This window comes from Streptomyces cyaneochromogenes (assembly GCF_003963535.1).
GTDB lineage: Bacteria > Actinomycetota > Actinomycetes > Streptomycetales > Streptomycetaceae > Streptomyces > Streptomyces shaanxiensis.
Genome location: NZ_CP034539.1, coordinates 6512004 through 6529228, shown reverse-complemented (window position 1 = coordinate 6529228; position 17225 = coordinate 6512004). Strand labels below are relative to the sequence as shown.

At 69.3% G+C, this 17225-nt stretch carries 19 protein-coding genes and 1 pseudogene; 8 read left to right on the top strand and 12 right to left on the bottom strand.

The annotated features are described in order from the left end of the window. Positions 1-21 precede the first annotated feature (21 nt). The 4 genes and pseudogenes from EJ357_RS29850 to EJ357_RS29835 all read right to left on the bottom strand — a co-directional run bounded on the left by EJ357_RS29850 (position 22) and on the right by EJ357_RS29835 (position 3501). The gene (locus tag EJ357_RS29850; protein ID WP_126394713.1) at positions 22-888 is read right to left on the bottom strand and encodes an alpha/beta hydrolase fold domain-containing protein; all 867 of its coding nucleotides are present in this window, start codon (positions 886-888) and stop codon (positions 22-24) included. Between the two features lie 50 nt (positions 889-938). Next, a pseudogene (locus tag EJ357_RS29845) lies at positions 939-1151 on the bottom strand (response regulator transcription factor); the annotation flags it as partial. A gap of 75 nt (positions 1152-1226) precedes the next feature. Then, entirely contained in the window at positions 1227-2408 is a 1182-nt protein-coding gene (locus EJ357_RS29840; RefSeq protein ID WP_323377643.1) for a DUF3500 domain-containing protein, read from the bottom strand. Then, the gene (locus tag EJ357_RS29835) at positions 2398-3501 is read right to left on the bottom strand and encodes a zinc-dependent alcohol dehydrogenase (protein ID WP_126394711.1); all 1104 of its coding nucleotides are present in this window, start codon (positions 3499-3501) and stop codon (positions 2398-2400) included. The genes EJ357_RS29840 and EJ357_RS29835 overlap by 11 nt, the downstream gene beginning before the upstream one ends. A gap of 222 nt (positions 3502-3723) precedes the next feature. Between EJ357_RS29835 and EJ357_RS29830 the strand changes: the two genes are divergently transcribed. The 4 genes from EJ357_RS29830 (at position 3724) to EJ357_RS29815 (ending at position 7152) form a co-directional block, all read left to right on the top strand. After that, the gene (locus EJ357_RS29830) at positions 3724-4509 is read left to right on the top strand and encodes an SDR family oxidoreductase (RefSeq protein ID WP_126394709.1); all 786 of its coding nucleotides are present in this window, start codon (positions 3724-3726) and stop codon (positions 4507-4509) included. A gap of 32 nt (positions 4510-4541) precedes the next feature. Continuing rightward, a complete protein-coding gene (locus EJ357_RS29825; protein WP_126394708.1) occupies positions 4542-5477 on the top strand; it encodes a dihydrodipicolinate synthase family protein in 936 nt (311 codons plus the stop codon). Between the two features lie 35 nt (positions 5478-5512). Beyond that, a complete protein-coding gene (locus EJ357_RS29820) occupies positions 5513-6418 on the top strand; it encodes a LysR family transcriptional regulator (protein ID WP_126394706.1) in 906 nt (301 codons plus the stop codon). A 389-nt stretch (positions 6419-6807) separates the two neighbouring features. Next, a complete protein-coding gene (locus tag EJ357_RS29815) occupies positions 6808-7152 on the top strand; it encodes a DoxX family protein (RefSeq protein WP_126394704.1) in 345 nt (114 codons plus the stop codon). Positions 7153-7464: 312 nt separating this feature from the next. Here the strand turns inward: EJ357_RS29815 and EJ357_RS29810 are convergent, their stop codons facing one another. From EJ357_RS29810 to ychF, 5 genes are all read right to left on the bottom strand, one after another. Continuing rightward, positions 7465-8094 carry a TetR/AcrR family transcriptional regulator gene (locus EJ357_RS29810; protein ID WP_126394702.1) on the bottom strand — a complete coding sequence of 210 codons (630 nt, stop codon included), beginning with the start codon at positions 8092-8094 and terminating at the stop codon, positions 7465-7467. Between the two features lie 147 nt (positions 8095-8241). Next, complete coding sequence (locus EJ357_RS29805; RefSeq protein ID WP_175647572.1) at positions 8242-8736, bottom strand: hypothetical protein; 495 nt, start codon at positions 8734-8736, stop codon at positions 8242-8244. Positions 8737-8944: 208 nt separating this feature from the next. Next, positions 8945-9358, bottom strand: a complete 414-nt coding sequence (locus EJ357_RS29800) for a DNA-binding protein (RefSeq protein ID WP_126394698.1) — start codon at positions 9356-9358, stop codon at positions 8945-8947. Next, positions 9340-9624, bottom strand: a complete 285-nt coding sequence (locus EJ357_RS29795) for a hypothetical protein (RefSeq protein WP_126394696.1) — start codon at positions 9622-9624, stop codon at positions 9340-9342. The genes EJ357_RS29800 and EJ357_RS29795 overlap by 19 nt, the downstream gene beginning before the upstream one ends. 328 nt (positions 9625-9952) lie before the next feature. Further along, positions 9953-11041, bottom strand: a complete 1089-nt coding sequence (ychF, locus tag EJ357_RS29790) for a redox-regulated ATPase YchF (protein WP_126394694.1) — start codon at positions 11039-11041, stop codon at positions 9953-9955. Between the two features lie 304 nt (positions 11042-11345). Between ychF and EJ357_RS49580 the strand changes: the two genes are divergently transcribed. Continuing rightward, positions 11346-12053 carry a DUF6542 domain-containing protein gene (locus tag EJ357_RS49580; protein ID WP_407698424.1) on the top strand — a complete coding sequence of 236 codons (708 nt, stop codon included), beginning with the start codon at positions 11346-11348 and terminating at the stop codon, positions 12051-12053. A gap of 42 nt (positions 12054-12095) precedes the next feature. Here the strand turns inward: EJ357_RS49580 and ppgK are convergent, their stop codons facing one another. Continuing rightward, the gene (ppgK, locus tag EJ357_RS29780; RefSeq protein WP_126394692.1) at positions 12096-12845 is read right to left on the bottom strand and encodes a polyphosphate--glucose phosphotransferase; all 750 of its coding nucleotides are present in this window, start codon (positions 12843-12845) and stop codon (positions 12096-12098) included. A 29-nt stretch (positions 12846-12874) separates the two neighbouring features. Beyond that, the gene (locus EJ357_RS29775; RefSeq protein WP_126394691.1) at positions 12875-13909 is read right to left on the bottom strand and encodes a 4-hydroxy-3-methylbut-2-enyl diphosphate reductase; all 1035 of its coding nucleotides are present in this window, start codon (positions 13907-13909) and stop codon (positions 12875-12877) included. A 288-nt stretch (positions 13910-14197) separates the two neighbouring features. On the opposite strand from EJ357_RS29775, the gene xseA reads away from it, so the two are divergent. The 3 genes from xseA (at position 14198) to EJ357_RS29760 (ending at position 16504) form a co-directional block, all read left to right on the top strand. Beyond that, on the top strand, positions 14198-15478 hold the full coding sequence (xseA, locus tag EJ357_RS29770; protein ID WP_228472647.1) for an exodeoxyribonuclease VII large subunit: 1281 nt from the start codon (positions 14198-14200) through the stop codon (positions 15476-15478). 9 nt (positions 15479-15487) lie between these two features. Continuing rightward, the gene (locus EJ357_RS29765; protein ID WP_126394689.1) at positions 15488-15736 is read left to right on the top strand and encodes an exodeoxyribonuclease VII small subunit; all 249 of its coding nucleotides are present in this window, start codon (positions 15488-15490) and stop codon (positions 15734-15736) included. A 177-nt stretch (positions 15737-15913) separates the two neighbouring features. Further along, positions 15914-16504 (top strand): malonic semialdehyde reductase, encoded by a 591-nt coding sequence (locus tag EJ357_RS29760; RefSeq protein WP_126394687.1) that lies wholly within the window; start codon positions 15914-15916, stop codon positions 16502-16504. A 108-nt stretch (positions 16505-16612) separates the two neighbouring features. On the opposite strand, the gene EJ357_RS29755 is transcribed toward EJ357_RS29760, so the two are convergent. Further along, the gene (locus EJ357_RS29755; protein ID WP_126394686.1) at positions 16613-17134 is read right to left on the bottom strand and encodes a DUF4245 domain-containing protein; all 522 of its coding nucleotides are present in this window, start codon (positions 17132-17134) and stop codon (positions 16613-16615) included. Positions 17135-17225: the final 91 nt, after the last annotated feature.

The following is a 17225-nucleotide window of genomic DNA, read 5'->3' as shown; positions in this document are numbered from 1 at the left end:
ACGGGCAGAGCGACTGGACGCTCAGGAGGCCGCGGACCGCACGATGGCGCGGGCCGCAGCACGCCCCTCGGGAGCGGGGACGAGCGGATAGGCATGGACCGCCCCGTCGCACACGATGACATTCACGGCCGCCCCTTCCGCAGCAGCCCGTTCTTCCAGGCGCCGGACGTCCGGGTAGAACAAGTCGCGAGTGCCGATGTAGACGTCGATGGGCGCCAGGGGGGCAAGCGGGCCATTGACGGGACTGAGCCGGGGGTGGGCGGGGTCGTCCCCGCCGGCCCAGCCACGTCCGGCCGCGAGCAGGCGGCTGGTGGTGAGAAACGGATCTCGAGCTTCGACCTCGGGAATCGCGGGGTTGGTCAGAGTCAGATCCAGCCAGGGGGAAATCAGTAGTACTCGGGCCGGCTGGGGCAGACCCGAGCCGACCAGGCTCTGCGCCACGCCCAGAGCCAAGCCCGCGCCGGCGGAGTCGCCCATGATCGTGACCTGGCCGGCATCCAGGTCGCTGAGCAGGTCGCGGTAGACGGCAGTGACGAAGGGATAGGCGTCACGGTAGGTGTACTTCGGCGCCAGCCCGTACTGCGCCACCTCGACTCGTACACCGGCATCCGCAAGCTGCGAGATCAACTGCCAGTGCTGGGGCAACATGTGGCTGATGTAGGCGCCGCCGTGCAGATAGACGACCGCTCGCTCCGCCCGGCGCCCGCGCGGACTGACGGTGCAGCATTCGAAACCGTCTATGCTGCGCGATCTCACATCGTGCCGCTGTACCAGTTTGGCGGGCGGACGAGGTGGTTCCTTCGATGCAGCCACGGGGTCAGGGGCCGTCCTGCGTTCTCGGGTCAACCGCAGGTACGCGGCGACTACGTTCATCTGGGGACTGCTCATGTCCGGCTCTCCTTCTTGGCACCGCGATGCCGTCCGCCTCGCGGAGGTTGTCACATGTGCGGGACCGGTCTGACGAGCCCTACGTCGTAGGCGAAAGCCACCGCCTGGACGCGGGTCAGGGCACCGATCTTGGCGAGGATGCTGCTGACGTGTGACTTGATCGTGGTTTCGGCCAGATGCAGGTCCTCGGCGATCTCTCCGTTGCTCCGAACCGATGCGACGCGGGCGAGAATCTCACGCTCGCGTCCGGTGAGGTGGTGGAGCGGCCGCTGTCGTCGTGGTCCTGGTCTGGGACGGGACGTTGCAGGCGGTGAGCGCGCTCCCCGAGTGCGTACGCCCTACTCGTGTGCGATGTGCGCGCGGTGTTCGGCGAGCACGTCCAGTCCGAAGTCGGAGGTCAGGTCACGCCACACCGAGTGGGCGTGGTTGGCGTACCGCTGTGTGTTGTCGTACTCGATGAGGACGCGAGGGTCCTGCACCCGGTAGTAGTGCGGTTCCCCGGCATCCGTGCTGCCCGCCCAGCCGAAATGCACCGCGTCGAGGACGGTGTCGGAGGCGTAGTGGGTGTCGTAGGCGTCTGCGAGGAACTCGGGTGCCCGTCCGGTGTAAAGGGTGACGAGCCGGCGCAACAGGTGCCGCTGCTCGTTGTTCAGGTCGCGACCGCTGATGCCTTTGGGGGGAATCGTGATGGCCACGCGCGCGTGATCGCTCTCGGTGTATCCGCTGCCCGCTTCCGCCCGGCGGTCGATGTCGTCGACGAGCCGGTCCAGCTCAGGGTCGGCGAACCGGCCGCGCCACAGGTCCTGCATGTGCATCATCGTGTCGCCGTGCTCGACGCGTGGGCGGTTGCCGGAGACGATGTCCGAGACCGCGGACGGGTGGAGCAGGGCGCTTTGGAGTTGGCCCGTGTCCAGACTGCGGACCAGTTGACGGGCCGTCTCCTCAGGGCCTTCCAAGGGCCGCAGGGTGCCTCCGATCAGCTCGGTCGTGGCCGGGTCGGCACCGATGAAGCAGGGGGTCGTGGAGACGAGCCGGCCGGCGACGACGAGGTTGTTCAGGGAGATGTGGTGGCCGCCGAACCGCCACGCCCAGACATGGTCGCCGGGGCGGCCGAAGATCCTCAGCCAGTACAGGCCGGGGTCCCGTCCGCGCTGCCGGCCCCAGTGGACCCGCCACCCTTCCAGCTGGTCCAGGACGTTCTCCAGTCCCATCACGGTGGTGACCGTGGCGTAGCCCGGGACGGACAGTCCGGTGGCCACCAGCCGCATGGCCAGGCTCTGTTGGCGGGCGTCCTGGTCTCGGACGGAGAGCCCGCCGTGGTCGGTGGGGGTGTAGAACCAGCGCAGCCGCTCGGCCTCCGCATCCGGGTGGAGCGGGGAGTCGTAGGCGGCGAGCGGGAGTTGGTCCTCGCTCAGGCTGTCCAGCCAGGCGGTGGCGGCATCGGCCATGGCGGCCGCCGCCTTCTCCCGGCCGGCTGCCAGGGCGGCGTCGGGCACGGTGCCCTTTCGGTCACCGGTCACCGGTGGGCTCCGGGTCCTCGGAGATGTCCAGCATGACCTTGATGGCGTTGCCCCGGCGCTCGGCGTAGGTGTCGAACGCCTCGACGACGTCGGGCAGCCCGAAATGGTGGGTGACCAGTTCCGCGGTGCGCAGCCGGTCCCGGGCGGCCAGGCCCACGGCGCGGGCCAGCGAACCGGTGCCCTCGCCGCGGACCGTCTGGATCGAGATGCCGTTCATCACGGCGTGGTTGAGGTCGGCCCGTACGGGCTCTTCGAAGAAGCCGACGAGGACGACCGTCCCGGACCGCTTGGCCATGCGCAGCGCGTCGTCCACCGCACTCGGGGCGCCGGAGCACTCCAGGACGATGTCGGCGCCGATCCCGTCGGTCGCCTCCCGAACCGCCGCTACGGCGTCCTCCTCCCGGGAGTTGACGACCAGGTCCGCGCCGAAGGACTTGCCGATGGCGAGCCTGGCTTCCCGCGTGCCGGCCAGGGCCACGGTCCTGGCCCCGAGTTCACGGGCGACCTGTACCGCGAGCAGACCTATCGGTCCGGGTCCGATCACAGCGACCGTGGATCCGACGAGCAGGGTGTCCAGCACGTCGAAGGCGTGCATCACGGTGCCCACGGTGGTGAGGACGACCGCGGCGTCGAAGTTCACGGTGTCCGGCAACCTGTGGAGGGTCGCCACGTGGTTGAGCGCGTACTCCGCGAAGCCCCCGTTGACGGTCATCCCCTGCACACGGTGCCCGGTGTGCCGCAGGCCGTAGTTGAGGCAGTCCGTGTAGGCCCCGGCCAGGCAGTTGGCGCAGCGCATGCAGCCGCGGTGGGCTTCCGTCACCACCCGGTCGCCGACCCGGAGCTCGTCCACGGCGCTGCCCACCGCGGCGACGACGCCGGCGTACTCGTGGCCGGGTACGAACTCGCCCGCGGCCGGCCCGCCGTCCTTGAAGAAGTGCCGACTGCGGATCTTCAAGTCCGTTCCGCACAGGGACGCCCTGCGGACGTGTACCAGAACGTCTTCCGGTCCCACCCGCGGCACCGGCAGCGTCGTGACGGCGAGGGTGCCGGGCTCGCCCAGCACCGCGGCCTGCATGGTTTCCGGCAAGGACATAGGGGCCTCCAGTTACGGCCATGAACATGCGTCGGAAATCGACGGACCGAAACGGCCCTGTTCCCCACCTCATCTTGCCCGCCGGCAACGCCTATTCCCTCTTCGCGGCGCATAGGCATCCCTTATGCATGTCACGAGAGATTCCTATTGGAGACCCATCACGACCTCGTGGCAGTGTCATTTGGAAACGACGAACGGGGCCACCGCCCAAGGAGCGAAGCTGTGGATCTGGGAATTTCGGGCAAGACCGCGCTCGTACTGGGCGGAGGTGGGGGTCTCGGCGGCGCGATCGCCCAGACTCTCGCCGCTGAAGGCGCCGCTGTCGCCGTCGCGGACATCAGCCCACAGGCCGCAGAGCGCACCGCCGAGGCGGTGGCCGACGCGGGCGGGAAAGCCGTGCCCCTGGAATGGGATCTCGCGGACCTGGGCGCGATCGATCAGCACATCGCGGCAGTCGAAGGGGCGCTCGGTCCCGTGGACATCCTGGTCAACAACACGGGAGGGCCGCCGCCCTCGCCGGTTGCGGGGCAGGACCCTGAACTCTGGCTGAAGCACTTCCAGTCCATGGTGCTGTCCGTCATCGCGATCACGGACAGGGTCGCGCCGCTGATGCGGAGCCGCGGCTGGGGCAGGATCATCACCAGCGCCAGCTCGGGGGTGATCGCCCCCATCCCCAACCTGGGGCTGTCGAACGCCTTGCGGGGCAGCCTGCTCGGCTGGTCCAAGACACTGGCCCGGGAAGTCGCGGCCGAGGGTGTCACCTGCAACGTGGTCGTTCCGGGACGGATCGGCACCCAGCGGACCAAGTTCCTCGACCAGGCCAAGGCCGACCGGGAGGGCAAGTCCGTCGCGGAGACGTCCGCCGAGAGCGTCGCGTCGATCCCTGTGGGCCGCTACGGCGAACCGCGGGAATACGCCGCCGCCGTCACCTTCCTCGCAAGCGCCCAGGCCTCTTACATCACAGGCTCGGTCATTCGCGTCGACGGCGGACTCATCGCCAGCCTCTGAAAAAGACATCGGAATTCTGAGGAGGCAGAACAATGGCACCCCTGGACCGCAACACCCATGGTGTTTTCGCCATCGCACCAACGCCCTTCGACGAGGAAGGCGCAATCGATTTCGACTCACTCAGCCGACTCGTCGACTTCTACGCAGACGCCGGCGTCACCGGACTGACCCTCCTGGGCCAGATGGGCGAAGCACCCAAGCTGTCCCACGAGGAAAGCGTGCGCATCGTCCAGCACGTCATCAAGCGCACCGACCTGCCGATCATCGTGGGCGTCTCCGCACCCGGCTACGCCGCCATGCGGGCTCTCACGGTCGACGTCATGTCAGCCGGTGCCGGCGGCGTCATGATCGCCCCGCCGAACACGCTGCGTACCGACGACCAGATCGTGAGCTACTACGAGGGAGCGGCGGGCGCCATCGGCGCGGACGTGCCGTTCGTGATCCAGGACTATCCGCTGTCCTTCTCCGTCGTCATGTCCCCTGCCGTCATCGCCCGCATCGCGAACGCCGCGCCAGGATGCGTGATGCTCAAGCACGAGGACTGGCCGGGCTTGGAGAAGATCAGCGCACTCCGGCAACTCGAAGCCGATGGAGCGATGCCCCGCCTGTCGATCCTGTGCGGAAACGGCGGCCTCTTCCTGGACTTCGAGACCGAACGCGGAGCCGACGGAGCGATGACGGGCTACTGCGTTCCCGAGCTCCTCGTCGACGTGGTGCGCCACACCGCCGCCGGCGATCGTGACGCCGCCCATGACGTCTTCGACGCCCACCTGCCCCTGCTGCGCTACGAACAGCAGCCGGGCATCGGCCTGGCCGTGCGCAAGTACGTCATGAAGCGCCGCGGAATCCTGGCCTCCGACACCCAGCGCAAGCCCGGGGCCGCGCTGTCGGCGCGTGCCTGCACCGAGGTCGACTACCTGCTGGCGCGGCTGGCCCGCAAGGACAGCAGGGTCGTGGTCACGGTGTGAGGGACGGGCAGCCCCCTGTCGAGTAGCTTGATCAGATGCAGCTACGTCAGCTGGAGTACTTCCTCGCGGTCTGGGAGGCGGGCTCCTTCAGCGGGGCGGCCGCGCGGCTGTACGTCACGCAGCCCTCGCTCTCCCAGCAGATCGGGGCTCTGGAGAAGGAATTGGGTGCGATCCTGCTGGAACGCGGCCGGCAGGGAGTGACGCTGACGCCCGCCGGACGGGTGTTTCTGCCCCGGGCACAGGACGTCATCCGCGCTGTCCAGGACTCCCAGGACGCGGTGCGCGAGGTGGTGGAGGGCCGCCACGGCGACGTCCACGTCCTGACCGTACGGTCCGTCGCCTCGGGGATCCTGCCGCCGTCCGCGGCGCGCTGGCACTCGACGTACCCCTCCACCGTGCTGAGACTGCACGACTACTCCCACCGCCGGGACCTCGAAGAGGCCATGCGCAGCGGCCAGGGCGACATCGCGGTCGGTCCACGGCCCGACCCGTGGGAGGGGCCCGTCATCTCCCTGGGATATGAGGAGATGGTGGTGACCGGCTCGGCCGAATACCCGGCGGGGACAGCGGCCGATCCGGCCGAACTGGCCGCTGCCGACTGGGTGCTCTACGAGCAGGAACAGGGCATGAGCGAAGTGGTGGACCGCCTGGCAGGGCACCTCGGGTTCACGCCGCGCGCCGTCGCACGCACGGGCCAGGTCTCCGCGGCGCTCCTGTTCGCGGTCGAGGGGATCGGCGTGACGGTGACACCGGAGAACGCGGTGCCCCTGCGCTGGTCGAGGCACGCCCGGCGGATCGGGCCCGGCTGTTTCCGGGAGCTGGTGGTGTTCAGCAGGAAGCTCCCCTCCCAGCTGGCGGAGCGGTACCGGGACATGCTCACCACTTTGGAGTTGCCGCTGACCGCGGAGCGGGATCTGCCTGAAGGAGCACTCCGCGTCTAAGGGCGCCCGTAAAGAATCAACACATTGCTTCGCGGTCTCTCTGTCGCCGTCGGGGAGTTCACGAATACGGGATGCCAATGGCAGCCGACCGGCCCTCCACATACAACCTGGCGACAGGCACTGGCTGCGTGAATGTCGTTACGCCCACGACACCGCAAACTCACTCCGAAGCCGACCATCATAACGGTTACACCGTTTCCGTTATTGCGCTAGGCTGAACCGCTGCATCGATCGACCAAATCGCCTATCTGGGCGCCGAGCGATGCACCCGGCCGGCAACTCGACCGCGCCCGACACATCCCATAACGGTCTCGTGAAGACCCGCCCGCCATCAGGCCGTCACCCTTGACGCCCACGCCGCCATGACGCCGGCACCCTGGAGATACCTCATGATCCTCACCATCACCCTCGCCTGCGCCATCGCCCTGATCTTCGGAGGGATCGGGGTGCTCAATGCACTCGCATTGCCGAAGGCACGCGAGCTAGCCGCCGAGACCGGCTTCTCCGTCGCCGCCTACCGCCGCATCGGCGTGCTGCAACTGGCAGGAGCCGCCGGCGTGGCGCTCGGCCTCGCCATGCCGCCGCTCGGCGGCCTCGCGGGAGCCGGGCTTCTCCTGCTGCTCGCCGGAGCTGTGGTCGTACACCTGCGCAAGGGCGACCCGGTTGCCAAATTCGCGCCCGCCGCCGTGTGCGCGGTGCTTGTCGCCTCATACCTCGCGGCCTTGTTCGCCTGAAGCGCTGCGGATCGAGTCCACGCCTCCACGGATGGACAGCTCCGGCGGTTTCGCCCGGAAAGCAATGCTGCCCCGAGCCGTGACTTCACCTCGAAGAGCCGGCCGACGGGGACGGCTTCGGACCGCCGCGCGGGGCTCAAGCCGCGACCGCACGGTCCGCCTGCCTTCACCAGAGCCCCTTCGTCCACAGTGCGGCGCATTCGCCCTTGGCCGGGGCCGGCGGGTCGATCACGAGTCCCTGACAGCCTCGCTCCATGCCGACCGACATGACTCCGCGGGCGGGCGGCCTCAGGTTCGCATCGTCCTGACTGGTCAGGCGTCGTCGCGCAGGTGGGCAAGCCCGCTGAGAAGGAGTTCGAGTCCGAAGGAGAACTCGTCCTCGATCGGAACGGGCATCGACCCGGCGACGGTGACCGTTGCCGGGAACAAGGCTGGATCGACGCTCTGAAAGACGGAGGACACTTGTGCGTCGTCGAGTTGCCCGCCGCCGCCACCGTGACCGTTGACCTGTATGGCGAATCCGAGGACGTAGCGGGAGAGGGTGGCAAAGGCGTGCGCGGCCAGTCGCGGCGGGAAGCCGCTGTCGAGCAGCGCCGCGACACAGTTCTCCCGCAGCGCCATGGCGTTCGGCCCCAGGGGAATCTCTTCGACCATCAGGCGCGCCGCGTTCCGGTGCCGGGCCAGGGCCTCGAACATGGTGTGCGCGACCGTCCGCAGCGCTTGCTGCCAGCCCATCGCGAGGAGTTCGTCGCCCTTCAGTTCCACGGCGCCGAACATGCGGTCCACGACATGGGCGACCAGCGCTGCCCGGTTGTCGAAATGCCGGTACAGCGTCGCCGTGCCCGAGCCCAGGCGCTGGGCCAGCGTCCGCATCGAGAGAGCGTCGGCCCCTTCATCGTCCACGATCTGCAGTGCGGTGGAGACGATGCGCTCCAGCGGCACGGGCGGACGCCCCGGGCGCCGAGCCGATGCCGTGGTCGCTCGCGTAGGACCAGCTGCTGCCACTGAACGTCCACCTCCTCGGCCAGCACCATAACAGCAACACCGTATCCACTATGGAGGCATACGAACCGGGCAGGATCCGGTCGGTCAGCCGGCGGTCAGGACGGCGCGAGGTCCAGGCCCGGCGTTCCAGGCGTCAGTGCACTGCTCCAGCGGGTAGGTGGTGGCGTCGACAGTGATCTTTCCGTCCGCGAGGACCTGCAGATAGGCCACGCCCTGGACGAGGTAGCGGTCCACCGGGAAGGAGCCGATGCCGCTGCCGGACAGCCGGAACGGACGGCTGCGCAGGAGGGAGGCGGGTACAGCAGCGTCCTCGCCGGCCACGGAGCCGATCTCAACATAGTTGGTGGGTGCCGCGCCGGGGATGCTGTGCAGGGCCTCGAAGGCCGATTCGGCAGGCGTGCCCCACAAATAGTCGAACACCAGCTCGGGACTGCGGCCGTCCAGGGCGGCAGCGATCGCCTTCGCATCCTGGGTTTTGTCGCCGGTCAGCTCGAGGGTCTCGGCTCCTGTGCCGGCGACTCGCGCCAGGTCCGCGGCGCCCCTGCCCACACCGCCGAAGCCCAGCGGCGACGACCTCAAGCCCTTCCTCGGCCACTGGAGCCCCTACGGGCCCCGCTCCTACTGAGGCTTGGCTCCGCCCGCGACCTACGGAATTCACCACGAGGCGGAAGAGCGGCACCATAGCGGCGGATTGCCGGTTACCGAAACCGGAGATCCGCCGAATACTTCGAGCTCCACCGCCACTCACTGACCAACCGTCGAAAGGCAGAAAGCCGACCAGGGGAGCTCACACCGCCACGAGCCGGACCCGCTCACCGCACAGCTTGGCCATGTCGTCGATATCGGAAGTCAGCATGACCACGGGGCGATGCTGTCGCAGCGCAGCCTCGGCGATGGCCGCATCGATCGCGCATTTGTGCCCGTGCAACCCGGCATTCATCAGCAACCTCGAGGCCGCCCTCGCCTCCTCGTCACCCACCGGGGCGACCCGCAGCCCGGACAGCACCCAGTTCAGGCGCGACTTGTTCGTACGGGCATGGACCGCTTCGATGATGGTGAGCGCACTGATCACGACCTCCATGCCGCGCGAGCGCGCCTCAGCGATCAGAGCCACCACCTGCTCGTCGTCGGCGAGTAGCCTCGAGAGTCCCTCGCTGTCGAGGACCAGCGTCCCGTCATGACTCAGCCTGCGGCGGGCCACTCGGCCTCCGCGGCGAACACCTCGTCGAAGACCTGCCGCGCCCGCTGCCGCGCCGGCTCGGAGACCGGCCCCTTGCGGCTCTCGTAGTCCGCCAGGTACTCATCCAGAACCTGCCCGCGCAGCTCACGCTCGACCGCCGCGGTGATGAACGCGGAGAACTCCCGCTTCCCCACCCGCGCCCGGATCGCCTCCGCGGTCCCTTCGGGCAGCGACAGGCTCACCCGCGTCGCCGGACCTTCCCCGATGCTGTACGTCGTCTCACCCATACCCCGAGTGTGTCAAACGAGTAGGAAAAGTGCCACGCCCGAATCCTTGTGGCATCCCAGGGTCGTGAAGAAGACGTGTGGATGAAACCTCTCCCGCCCACCCCGCGCACCGAGCAGATCACTGCCCAAAACCCAGCACGGGCTTCTCATCCCATCCCAGCACGATCCCAGCACGGTACGGATGACCAGGGATGACGACAGGTGACAAGAGGTCAGCTATCCCAGCACCATCCCAGCACGGGAAAAAACAAAGGGCCCGACCCCGAAGAGCCGGACCCTCTCTGACCTGCATGTCTGCCAGATCGGCGACGTGGTGATATGTCAGCCGCTACACGTTGAAGCGGAACTCCACGACGTCCCCGTCCTGCATCACATAGTCCTTGCCCTCCATGCGCGCCTTCCCCTTCGCGCGGGCCTCCGCGACCGAGCCCGTCTCCACCAGGTCGGCGAAGGAGATGACCTCGGCCTTGATGAAGCCCTTCTGGAAGTCGGTGTGGATGACGCCGGCGGCCTCGGGGGCGGTGGCGCCCTTCTTGATCGTCCAGGCGCGGGACTCCTTGGGACCGGCCGTGAGGTAGGTCTGCAGGCCGAGGGTGTTGAAGCCGACGCGGGCGAGGGTGGCGAGGCCGGGCTCCTCGGCGCCGACGGACTCCAGGAGCTCCATCGCGTCCTCCTCGTCGAGCTCGGCGAGGTCCGCCTCCAGCTTGGCGTTGAGGAAGATCGCCTCGGCGGGGGCGACGAGGGCGCGCTGCTCGTTCTTGAAGTCCTCGTCGACCAGTTCCTCCTCATCGACGTTGAAGACGTAGAGGAAGGGCTTGGTGGTGAGCAGGTGCAGGTCGTGCAGGAGCTCCTCGTTGCCCGAACCCTGGACGATGCCCGCGGAGAACAGCGTGTCGCCCTTCTCCAGGATCTCCTTCGCCGCCTCGACCGCCGCCACCTTCGGAGCGACGTCCTTCTTGATCCGCGACTCCTTCTGGAGCCGGGGCAGGACCTTCTCGATGGTCTGGAGGTCGGCGAGGATCAGCTCGGTGTTGATCGTCTCGATGTCGTCCTTGGGCGAGACCTTGCCGTCCACGTGGACGACGTTCTCGTCCTTGAAGGCACGGATGACCTGGCAGATCGCGTCGGACTCACGGATGTTCGCCAGGAACTTGTTGCCCAGGCCCTCGCCCTCGGAGGCGCCGCGCACGATGCCCGCGATGTCGACGAAGTCGACGGTCGCCGGGAGGATGCGCTGGGAGGAGAAGATCTCGGCCAGTTTGGTGAGGCGGGCGTCCGGGACACCCACGACACCGACGTTCGGCTCGATCGTGGCGAACGGGTAGTTGGCCGCCAGCACGTCGTTCTTGGTCAGGGCGTTGAACAGGGTCGACTTGCCGACATTCGGCAGACCGACGATTCCGATCGTGAGCGACACGTTGCGACTTCCCGTACGTGAGAGGAGTTCAGGGGCTGGGCTGGGGCCCGGTCCTTCTTCGATCTTCGGTGCAGATGATGCAGACGCACGGGCCGATCCACCAGTCTACGGCGTATCGGGCGCGGCCCCGGCGCCCGATCGAACACCTGGCCAAGGTCGGCCCCAAGGTGTGTCTGACGGGCGATTCAGCACATAAACCGACCTAGGTTGGTCCAGTGGAGCAGGACAGGACGCGACCTGCCGGGTACGAGTCGCCCCGCGGTTGACGCGGGGTGCGGGCGGATTCGCGTCGGGCCAGGGCGCAATGCCGACTGACGGGGACAGGGACGGGGACAGGGTGGAGCGGGGCGAACGTCGGGCGGGTCACGGCGAGGGCGGGTTGGGCCGCGGAGGGAGTGGTTCGGCTCGGTCCGGCCGGCCTGCCCGGTCGTCCCGGCCGGCCGCGGCCCGGTCCTCCGGGGCCCGGCTCGCCGCCCGCCCCTCCCGAGCGGCGGCCTCCGACCGGCCCGCCCGCTCCACCCGGCCCGTCGCCCAGCGCCGCCCGGATTCGGGTACGGCCCCGGCGGCGGCCGTACGGCGGCCCGGGCCGTCCCCCAAGCCGCAGGCGCCCCGCCGGTTTCCCAACCCCCGGCTCACCGGTCTGGGCGGCGGTCTGTTCTGCGGTGCGGTGATGATGCTGCTCGGCTACCTCGACGCACTACTCTTCGGGGCGTCGCTCACGGTGTACAGCGTGCTGTTCCTGCCGGTGTGCGTACTGACCGCCGTCTGGGTGCGCGGGGGCGACCTGGTGACCGCGCCGGTGGTGCTGCCGATCGCGTTCGCCGTGGGGCTGGTTCCGGTGGCCGACAACGGCGGGGGAATCAGCGGCCACCTGATGGGGATCTTCACCGCCCTCGCCACCCAGGCCGGATGGCTGTACGGGGGGACGCTGATCGCCGGTCTCGTCGTGACCGTACGAAAGGTCCGCCTGATCGCACGCAGGGCGGCCGCCCGCCGCCGGTCGTCGCCGTGACCGCCGGCCGGCTGCCCTCCCGGCGTTCTCCCGGCTGTGCCGCTAGCCGTCCTTCTCCGCCGCGTGCATCGCGGCCCCCACGATCCCCGCGTTGTTCTGCAGCTGGGCCGGGACGATCTCCGCCTTGATGCCCTCGATGTAGTGCAGGAACTTGTGGGACTTGCGGCTCACCCCGCCGCCGATGATGAACAGCTCCGGGGAGAACAGCATCTCGACATGGGCGAGGTACTTGTGGACCCGGTGGGCCCAGTGCTCCCAGGTCAGCTCCTCGTCCTCCTTGGCCTTGCTGGAGGCCTTCTTCTCCGCGTCGTGGCCGTGCAGTTCGAGGTGGCCCAGCTCGGTGTTGGGGACCAGGGCGCCGTCGACGAACAGCGCGCTGCCGATGCCGGTGCCGAAGGTGAGGAGGATCACGGTGCCCCGGCGGTCGCGGCCCGCGCCGAAGTGCATCTCGGCGACGCCGGCCGCGTCCGCGTCGTTGACCACCGTCACCGGGAGGCCGCCGAGGCGCGCGCTGAACAACGCGCGCGCGTCGGTGTCGATCCAGCTCTTGTCGACGTTCGCCGCCGTGCGGATCGTGGAACCGCCGGTGACCACGCCGGGGAAGGTGAGCCCGACCGGCCCTGTCCAGCCGTAGTGCTCGACGACCTCCTTCACACCGTCGGCCACCCCGTCGGGCGTGGCCGGGTGCGGAGTGAGCACCTTGAAACGCTCCTGAGCGAGATCGCCCCTGTCGAGGTCCACCGGGGCGCCCTTGATCCCGGATCCACCGATGTCCAAGCCGAAGATCTGCATGGCTCTACGTTACGACGCGGGACTGACGGTCACTCCCCGGAGCCGACGGAGTCACCGGGGCCGGCGGCCCCCGTGCGCTCGGCGATCAGCGCCGCCGCCTCCTCGCGCAGATCGCGGCGCAGCTCCTTGGGCAGCGAGAAGGTGATGGACTCCTCGGCCGCCTTGACCAGCTCGACGTCGCCGTAGCCGCGCTGGGTGAGCCACTCCAGGACCTCCTCGACCAGCACCTCCGGGACGGACGCGCCGGAGGTGACGCCCACCGTCGTCACGCCCTCCAGCCAGGCCTCGTCGATCTCGCTGGCGAAGTCCACGAGGTAGGCCTCGCGCGAGCCGGCCAGCTTGGCGACCTCGACCAGGCGCTTGGAGTTGGAGGAGTTGCGCGAGCCGACCACGATGACCAGCTCGGCCTCGGCACCCATCTGCTTCACGGCGAGCTGGCGGTTCTGTGTGGCGTAGCAGATGTCGTCGCTGGGCGGGGAGATGAGCTGCGGGAACTTCTCCTTCAGCGCGTCGACGGTCTCCATGGTCTCGTCCACGGAGAGGGTGGTCTGCGACAGCCAGACGACCTTCGACTCGTCGCGGACCTCGACCTTGGCGACGTCGCCCGGACCGTCGACGAGCTGGATGTGCTCCGGGGCCTCACCGGACGTACCGATGACCTCCTCGTGCCCCTCGTGCCCGATCAGGAGGATGTCGTAGTCCTCGTTGGCGAAGCGGACGGCTTCCTTGTGGACCTTGGTGACCAGCGGGCAGGTCGCGTCGATGGTGGCGAGCTTGCCGCGGGCGGCCTCCTCGTGGACGACGGGGGCCACGCCGTGCGCGGAGAACATGACGATGTTCCCCTCGGGCACCTCCTCCGTCCGTTCGACGAAGATGGCGCCCTTCTTCTCCAGGGTCTGCACGACGTACTTGTTGTGGACGATCTCGTGCCGGACGTACACCGGAGCGCCGTACTGCTCCAGGGCTTTCTCGACGGCGATCACGGCGCGGTCCACACCCGCGCAGTAGCCACGGGGGGCGGCGAGCAGGACACGGCGGCCAGGCGAAGCAGTCATGCGTCCCATCGTAAGGGTGCGTTCGGGGGCGAGAAGATCGCGCGGGTGACGGGTTGGTGGCGAGAGGGGTGGGGGGCTGTGAGGGGTGGGGGCGCGGGCGACGGCGGGGGCCCGCGTTGCGTGCTCGTTTCAGCCCGTCCGGCGTTTGAGGACGAGGCCCTTCGGGCCGAAGCGGGGGTCTGGGGGCCGCAGGCCCCCAGGGACGGGAAGGTAGGGGCGGCGGGGGCGAGGAAACCCTCCCGGCCCGCACCCGACCGCCGGCCCGGCGATGTCGGCGGCGGCCGTTACGCTCGGCGCATGGCTGTGAACACGTCGCCCGAATCCCCCCTGCCCGTAGGTGAGGTGTCGCGGCTCATCGGCGGCTGGATCGACCGGCTCGGAGCGGTCTGGGTCGAGGGACAGATCACCCAGCTGTCCCGACGCCCCGGCGCCGGCGTCGTGTTCCTGACGCTGCGCGACCCGTCGTACGACATCTCCGTGAGCGTGACGGCCTACCGGCAGGTCTTCGACTCCGTCGCCGACGTCGTGAGCGAGGGCGCCCGCGTCGTCGTACTCGCCAAGCCCGAGTGGTACGCCCCCCGCGGCCAGCTCTCCCTGCGCGCCACCGAGATAAGGCCCGTCGGCGTCGGCGAACTGCTCGCCCGGCTGGAGATGCTGAAGAAGGCCCTCACCGCCGAGGGGCTGTTCGCGCCGGAGCGCAAGAAGGCGCTCCCCTTCCTCCCCCAGCTCATCGGCCTCGTCTGCGGCCGCGCCTCCGCCGCCGAACGCGACGTGCTCGAGAACGCCCGCCACCGCTGGCCGGCCGTCCGCTTCGAGGTGCGCAACGTCCCCGTGCAGGGCGTGCACGCCGTCCCGCAGGTCGTGCAGGCGGTGAAGGAGCTCGACGAGATGGACGACGTCGACGTGATCATCGTCGCCCGTGGCGGCGGAAGCGTCGAGGACCTGCTGCCCTTCTCCGACGAACAGCTCGTGCGGGCCGTCGCCTCCTGCCGCACCCCCGTCGTGTCCGCCATCGGGCACGAGCCCGACAACCCCCTCCTCGACCACGTCGCCGACCTGCGCGCCTCCACCCCCACCGACGCCGCCAAGAAGGTCGTACCGGACGTGGGCGAGGAGTACGAGCGCGTACGGCTGCTGCGCGACCGGGCCCGGCGGTGTGTCGAGGCGCTCGTCGAGCGGGAGGAACGCGGGCTCGCCCATGCCCTCGCGCGGCCGTCGATGGAGGATCCGCACCGGATGATCGACGAACGCGCCGATCACGTGGCCGCCCTCCTCGACCGCGGCCGCCGCTGCCTCGGCCACCTCCTCGACCGGGCCGAGTCGGAGCTGACGCACACGCACGCGCGCGTGGTGGCCCTGTCCCCTGCGGCGACCATGAAGCGGGGGTACGCGGTCCTGCAGAAGGCCGACGGGCACGTGGTCCGTGACCCGGGCGAGGTGACGGCGGACGAGGCGCTGCGGGCACGGGTCGCCGAGGGCGAGTTCTCGGTACGCGTCGAGGCGCGCATCGACACAGGAACCGATGCGGGAACCGGCGCAGGAACCGACACACGAAGTGACGCACGAACCGATGCATAGGGTGGGCGAATGACCAGCAAGGCGGAAGAGGCACTGGGCTACGAGCAGGCTCGGGACGAGCTGATCGAGGTCGTACGACGGCTGGAGGCGGGCGGTACGACGCTGGAGGAGTCCCTCGCGCTCTGGGAGCGGGGCGAGGAGCTGGCCAAGGTCTGCCGGCGCTGGCTGGAGGGGGCGCGGGCCCGGCTGGACGCGGCGCTCGCCGAGGAGGCCGAGGCCGAGCGGGAAGAGGCCGAGGGCGGCTCGTCCCGCCAGTGACGCCCTGGCTGAGCTGTGAAGCAGATCACGACACCCCGGCATTTGTTGAACCTTGAACTTGTCTCGCGTACCGTCGAACTCGAAACCGGCCCCCGGTCCGTTTAGCCACGACGGACAACGCGACGTACAAACGCGACGCGACGGCCAACCCGACGCCCGACCCGAGAAGGTTCACGCATGTCTCTCGTCCTTGACCCCGCCGCCCAGGACCTGCTGTTCCGCGAGGCCCGCACCGCGAACACCTTCACCGACGAGCCGGTGACCGAGGAGCAGGTCCAGGCGATCTACGACCTGGTCAAGTACGGCCCCACCGCCTTCAACCAGACCCCGCTGCGCATCACCCTGGTCCGCTCCGCCGAGGCCCGTGAGCGCCTGGTGCGGCACATGGCCGAGGGCAACCAGGCCAAGACCGCCAGTGCCCCGCTGGTCGCGATCCTGTCCGCGGACAACGAGTTCCACGAGGAGCTGCCGGCCCTCTTCCCGGCCTTCCCGCAGGCCAAGGACCTCTTCTTCAGCGAGCGCCCCGCCCGCGAGAACGCCGCCGGGCTGAACGCCGCCCTGCAGGCCGCCTACTTCATCGTCGGCGTCCGCGCCGCCGGGCTGGCCGCCGGCCCGATGACCGGCTTCGACTTCGAGGGCGTCCGCAAGGAGTTCCTGGACGACGACCACACCCCGCTGATGGTCGTCAACATCGGCAAGCCGGGCCCGGACGCCTGGTACCCGCGCTCCCCGCGTCTGGAGTTCGACCAGGTCGTCACCACGGTCTGACCGACCCCGCACATTCGAGCGCGCGCAACCCGGCCGCGCACGACGAAGGCCCCCGGCGACAACGCCGGGGGCCTTCGCCATGCCCCTTGCCCTGGGGGCCCTGTGCGGTCACTCCGTCCTCAGGGCCTTCGCCATCTGCGTCAGCTGCTCGAACGACCCCGTACCGGCCACCACGGTCGTCGCGCCCTTCTCCTGGTGCACGAGCGCGTCGTAGCGGCCGCCCGTGTACCGCGTCCACGTCCGGTCGCCGATCTCCTCGGTGACCTCGGTGGCCCGCCCGCCCCGGGTGGCCTCCTCCAGGAACGTCGACGGCTTCTCGGTCGACTGCTCGACCTGCACGTAGTCCCCGCCGGAGGTGTGGTAGCCGAGATGCCAGGCGTCGAAGTCGTCGCCCTTGAAGCGCACGGACGTCGCCTTCCAGGAGTCGGGCAGGCCCTCGGGCGCGGCCACCGCGTACGACGCCGCGCGGCGGGCCGTCAGCAGCTCCACGCGGTAGTCGACCCGCGGGAGGTCGGGAGCGCCGTCCTCATGGGGGACGAAGAGATAGATGACCCCCGCCGCGAGCACGGTCACTCCGAGGGAGAGGACCATGTTCCGGACCGACTTCTGCTTGCCGTTCGAACCTGCCACGCCCCCTATCGTCGCAGGTGCCCTGGTCTGCTCATCCGTGGGGCCCCCTGCTCATTCTGTCCGCCCGAGGATAGAGTCAGGGCCGTCACCC

What these genes read in the sequence shown, in the direction of transcription:
- EJ357_RS29765 (WP_126394689.1), top strand. Translation starts at nt 15,488, where the DNA reads ATGACCAGCAAGGCGGAAGAGGCACTGGGCTACGAGCAGGCTCGGGAC.
- EJ357_RS29835 (WP_126394711.1), bottom strand. Translation starts at nt 3,501, where the DNA reads ATGTCCTTGCCGGAAACCATGCAGGCCGCGGTGCTGGGCGAGCCCGGC.
- EJ357_RS29760 (WP_126394687.1), top strand. Translation starts at nt 15,914, where the DNA reads ATGTCTCTCGTCCTTGACCCCGCCGCCCAGGACCTGCTGTTCCGCGAG.
- EJ357_RS49580 (WP_407698424.1), top strand. Translation starts at nt 11,346, where the DNA reads ATGCCGACTGACGGGGACAGGGACGGGGACAGGGTGGAGCGGGGCGAA.
- EJ357_RS29820 (WP_126394706.1), top strand. Translation starts at nt 5,513, where the DNA reads ATGCAGCTACGTCAGCTGGAGTACTTCCTCGCGGTCTGGGAGGCGGGC.
- EJ357_RS29850 (WP_126394713.1), bottom strand. Translation starts at nt 888, where the DNA reads ATGAGCAGTCCCCAGATGAACGTAGTCGCCGCGTACCTGCGGTTGACC.
- EJ357_RS29795 (WP_126394696.1), bottom strand. Translation starts at nt 9,624, where the DNA reads ATGGGTGAGACGACGTACAGCATCGGGGAAGGTCCGGCGACGCGGGTG.
- ppgK (WP_126394692.1), bottom strand. Translation starts at nt 12,845, where the DNA reads ATGCAGATCTTCGGCTTGGACATCGGTGGATCCGGGATCAAGGGCGCC.
- EJ357_RS29815 (WP_126394704.1), top strand. Translation starts at nt 6,808, where the DNA reads ATGATCCTCACCATCACCCTCGCCTGCGCCATCGCCCTGATCTTCGGA.
- EJ357_RS29825 (WP_126394708.1), top strand. Translation starts at nt 4,542, where the DNA reads ATGGCACCCCTGGACCGCAACACCCATGGTGTTTTCGCCATCGCACCA.
- xseA (WP_228472647.1), top strand. Translation starts at nt 14,198, where the DNA reads ATGGCTGTGAACACGTCGCCCGAATCCCCCCTGCCCGTAGGTGAGGTG.
- EJ357_RS29775 (WP_126394691.1), bottom strand. Translation starts at nt 13,909, where the DNA reads ATGGGACGCATGACTGCTTCGCCTGGCCGCCGTGTCCTGCTCGCCGCC.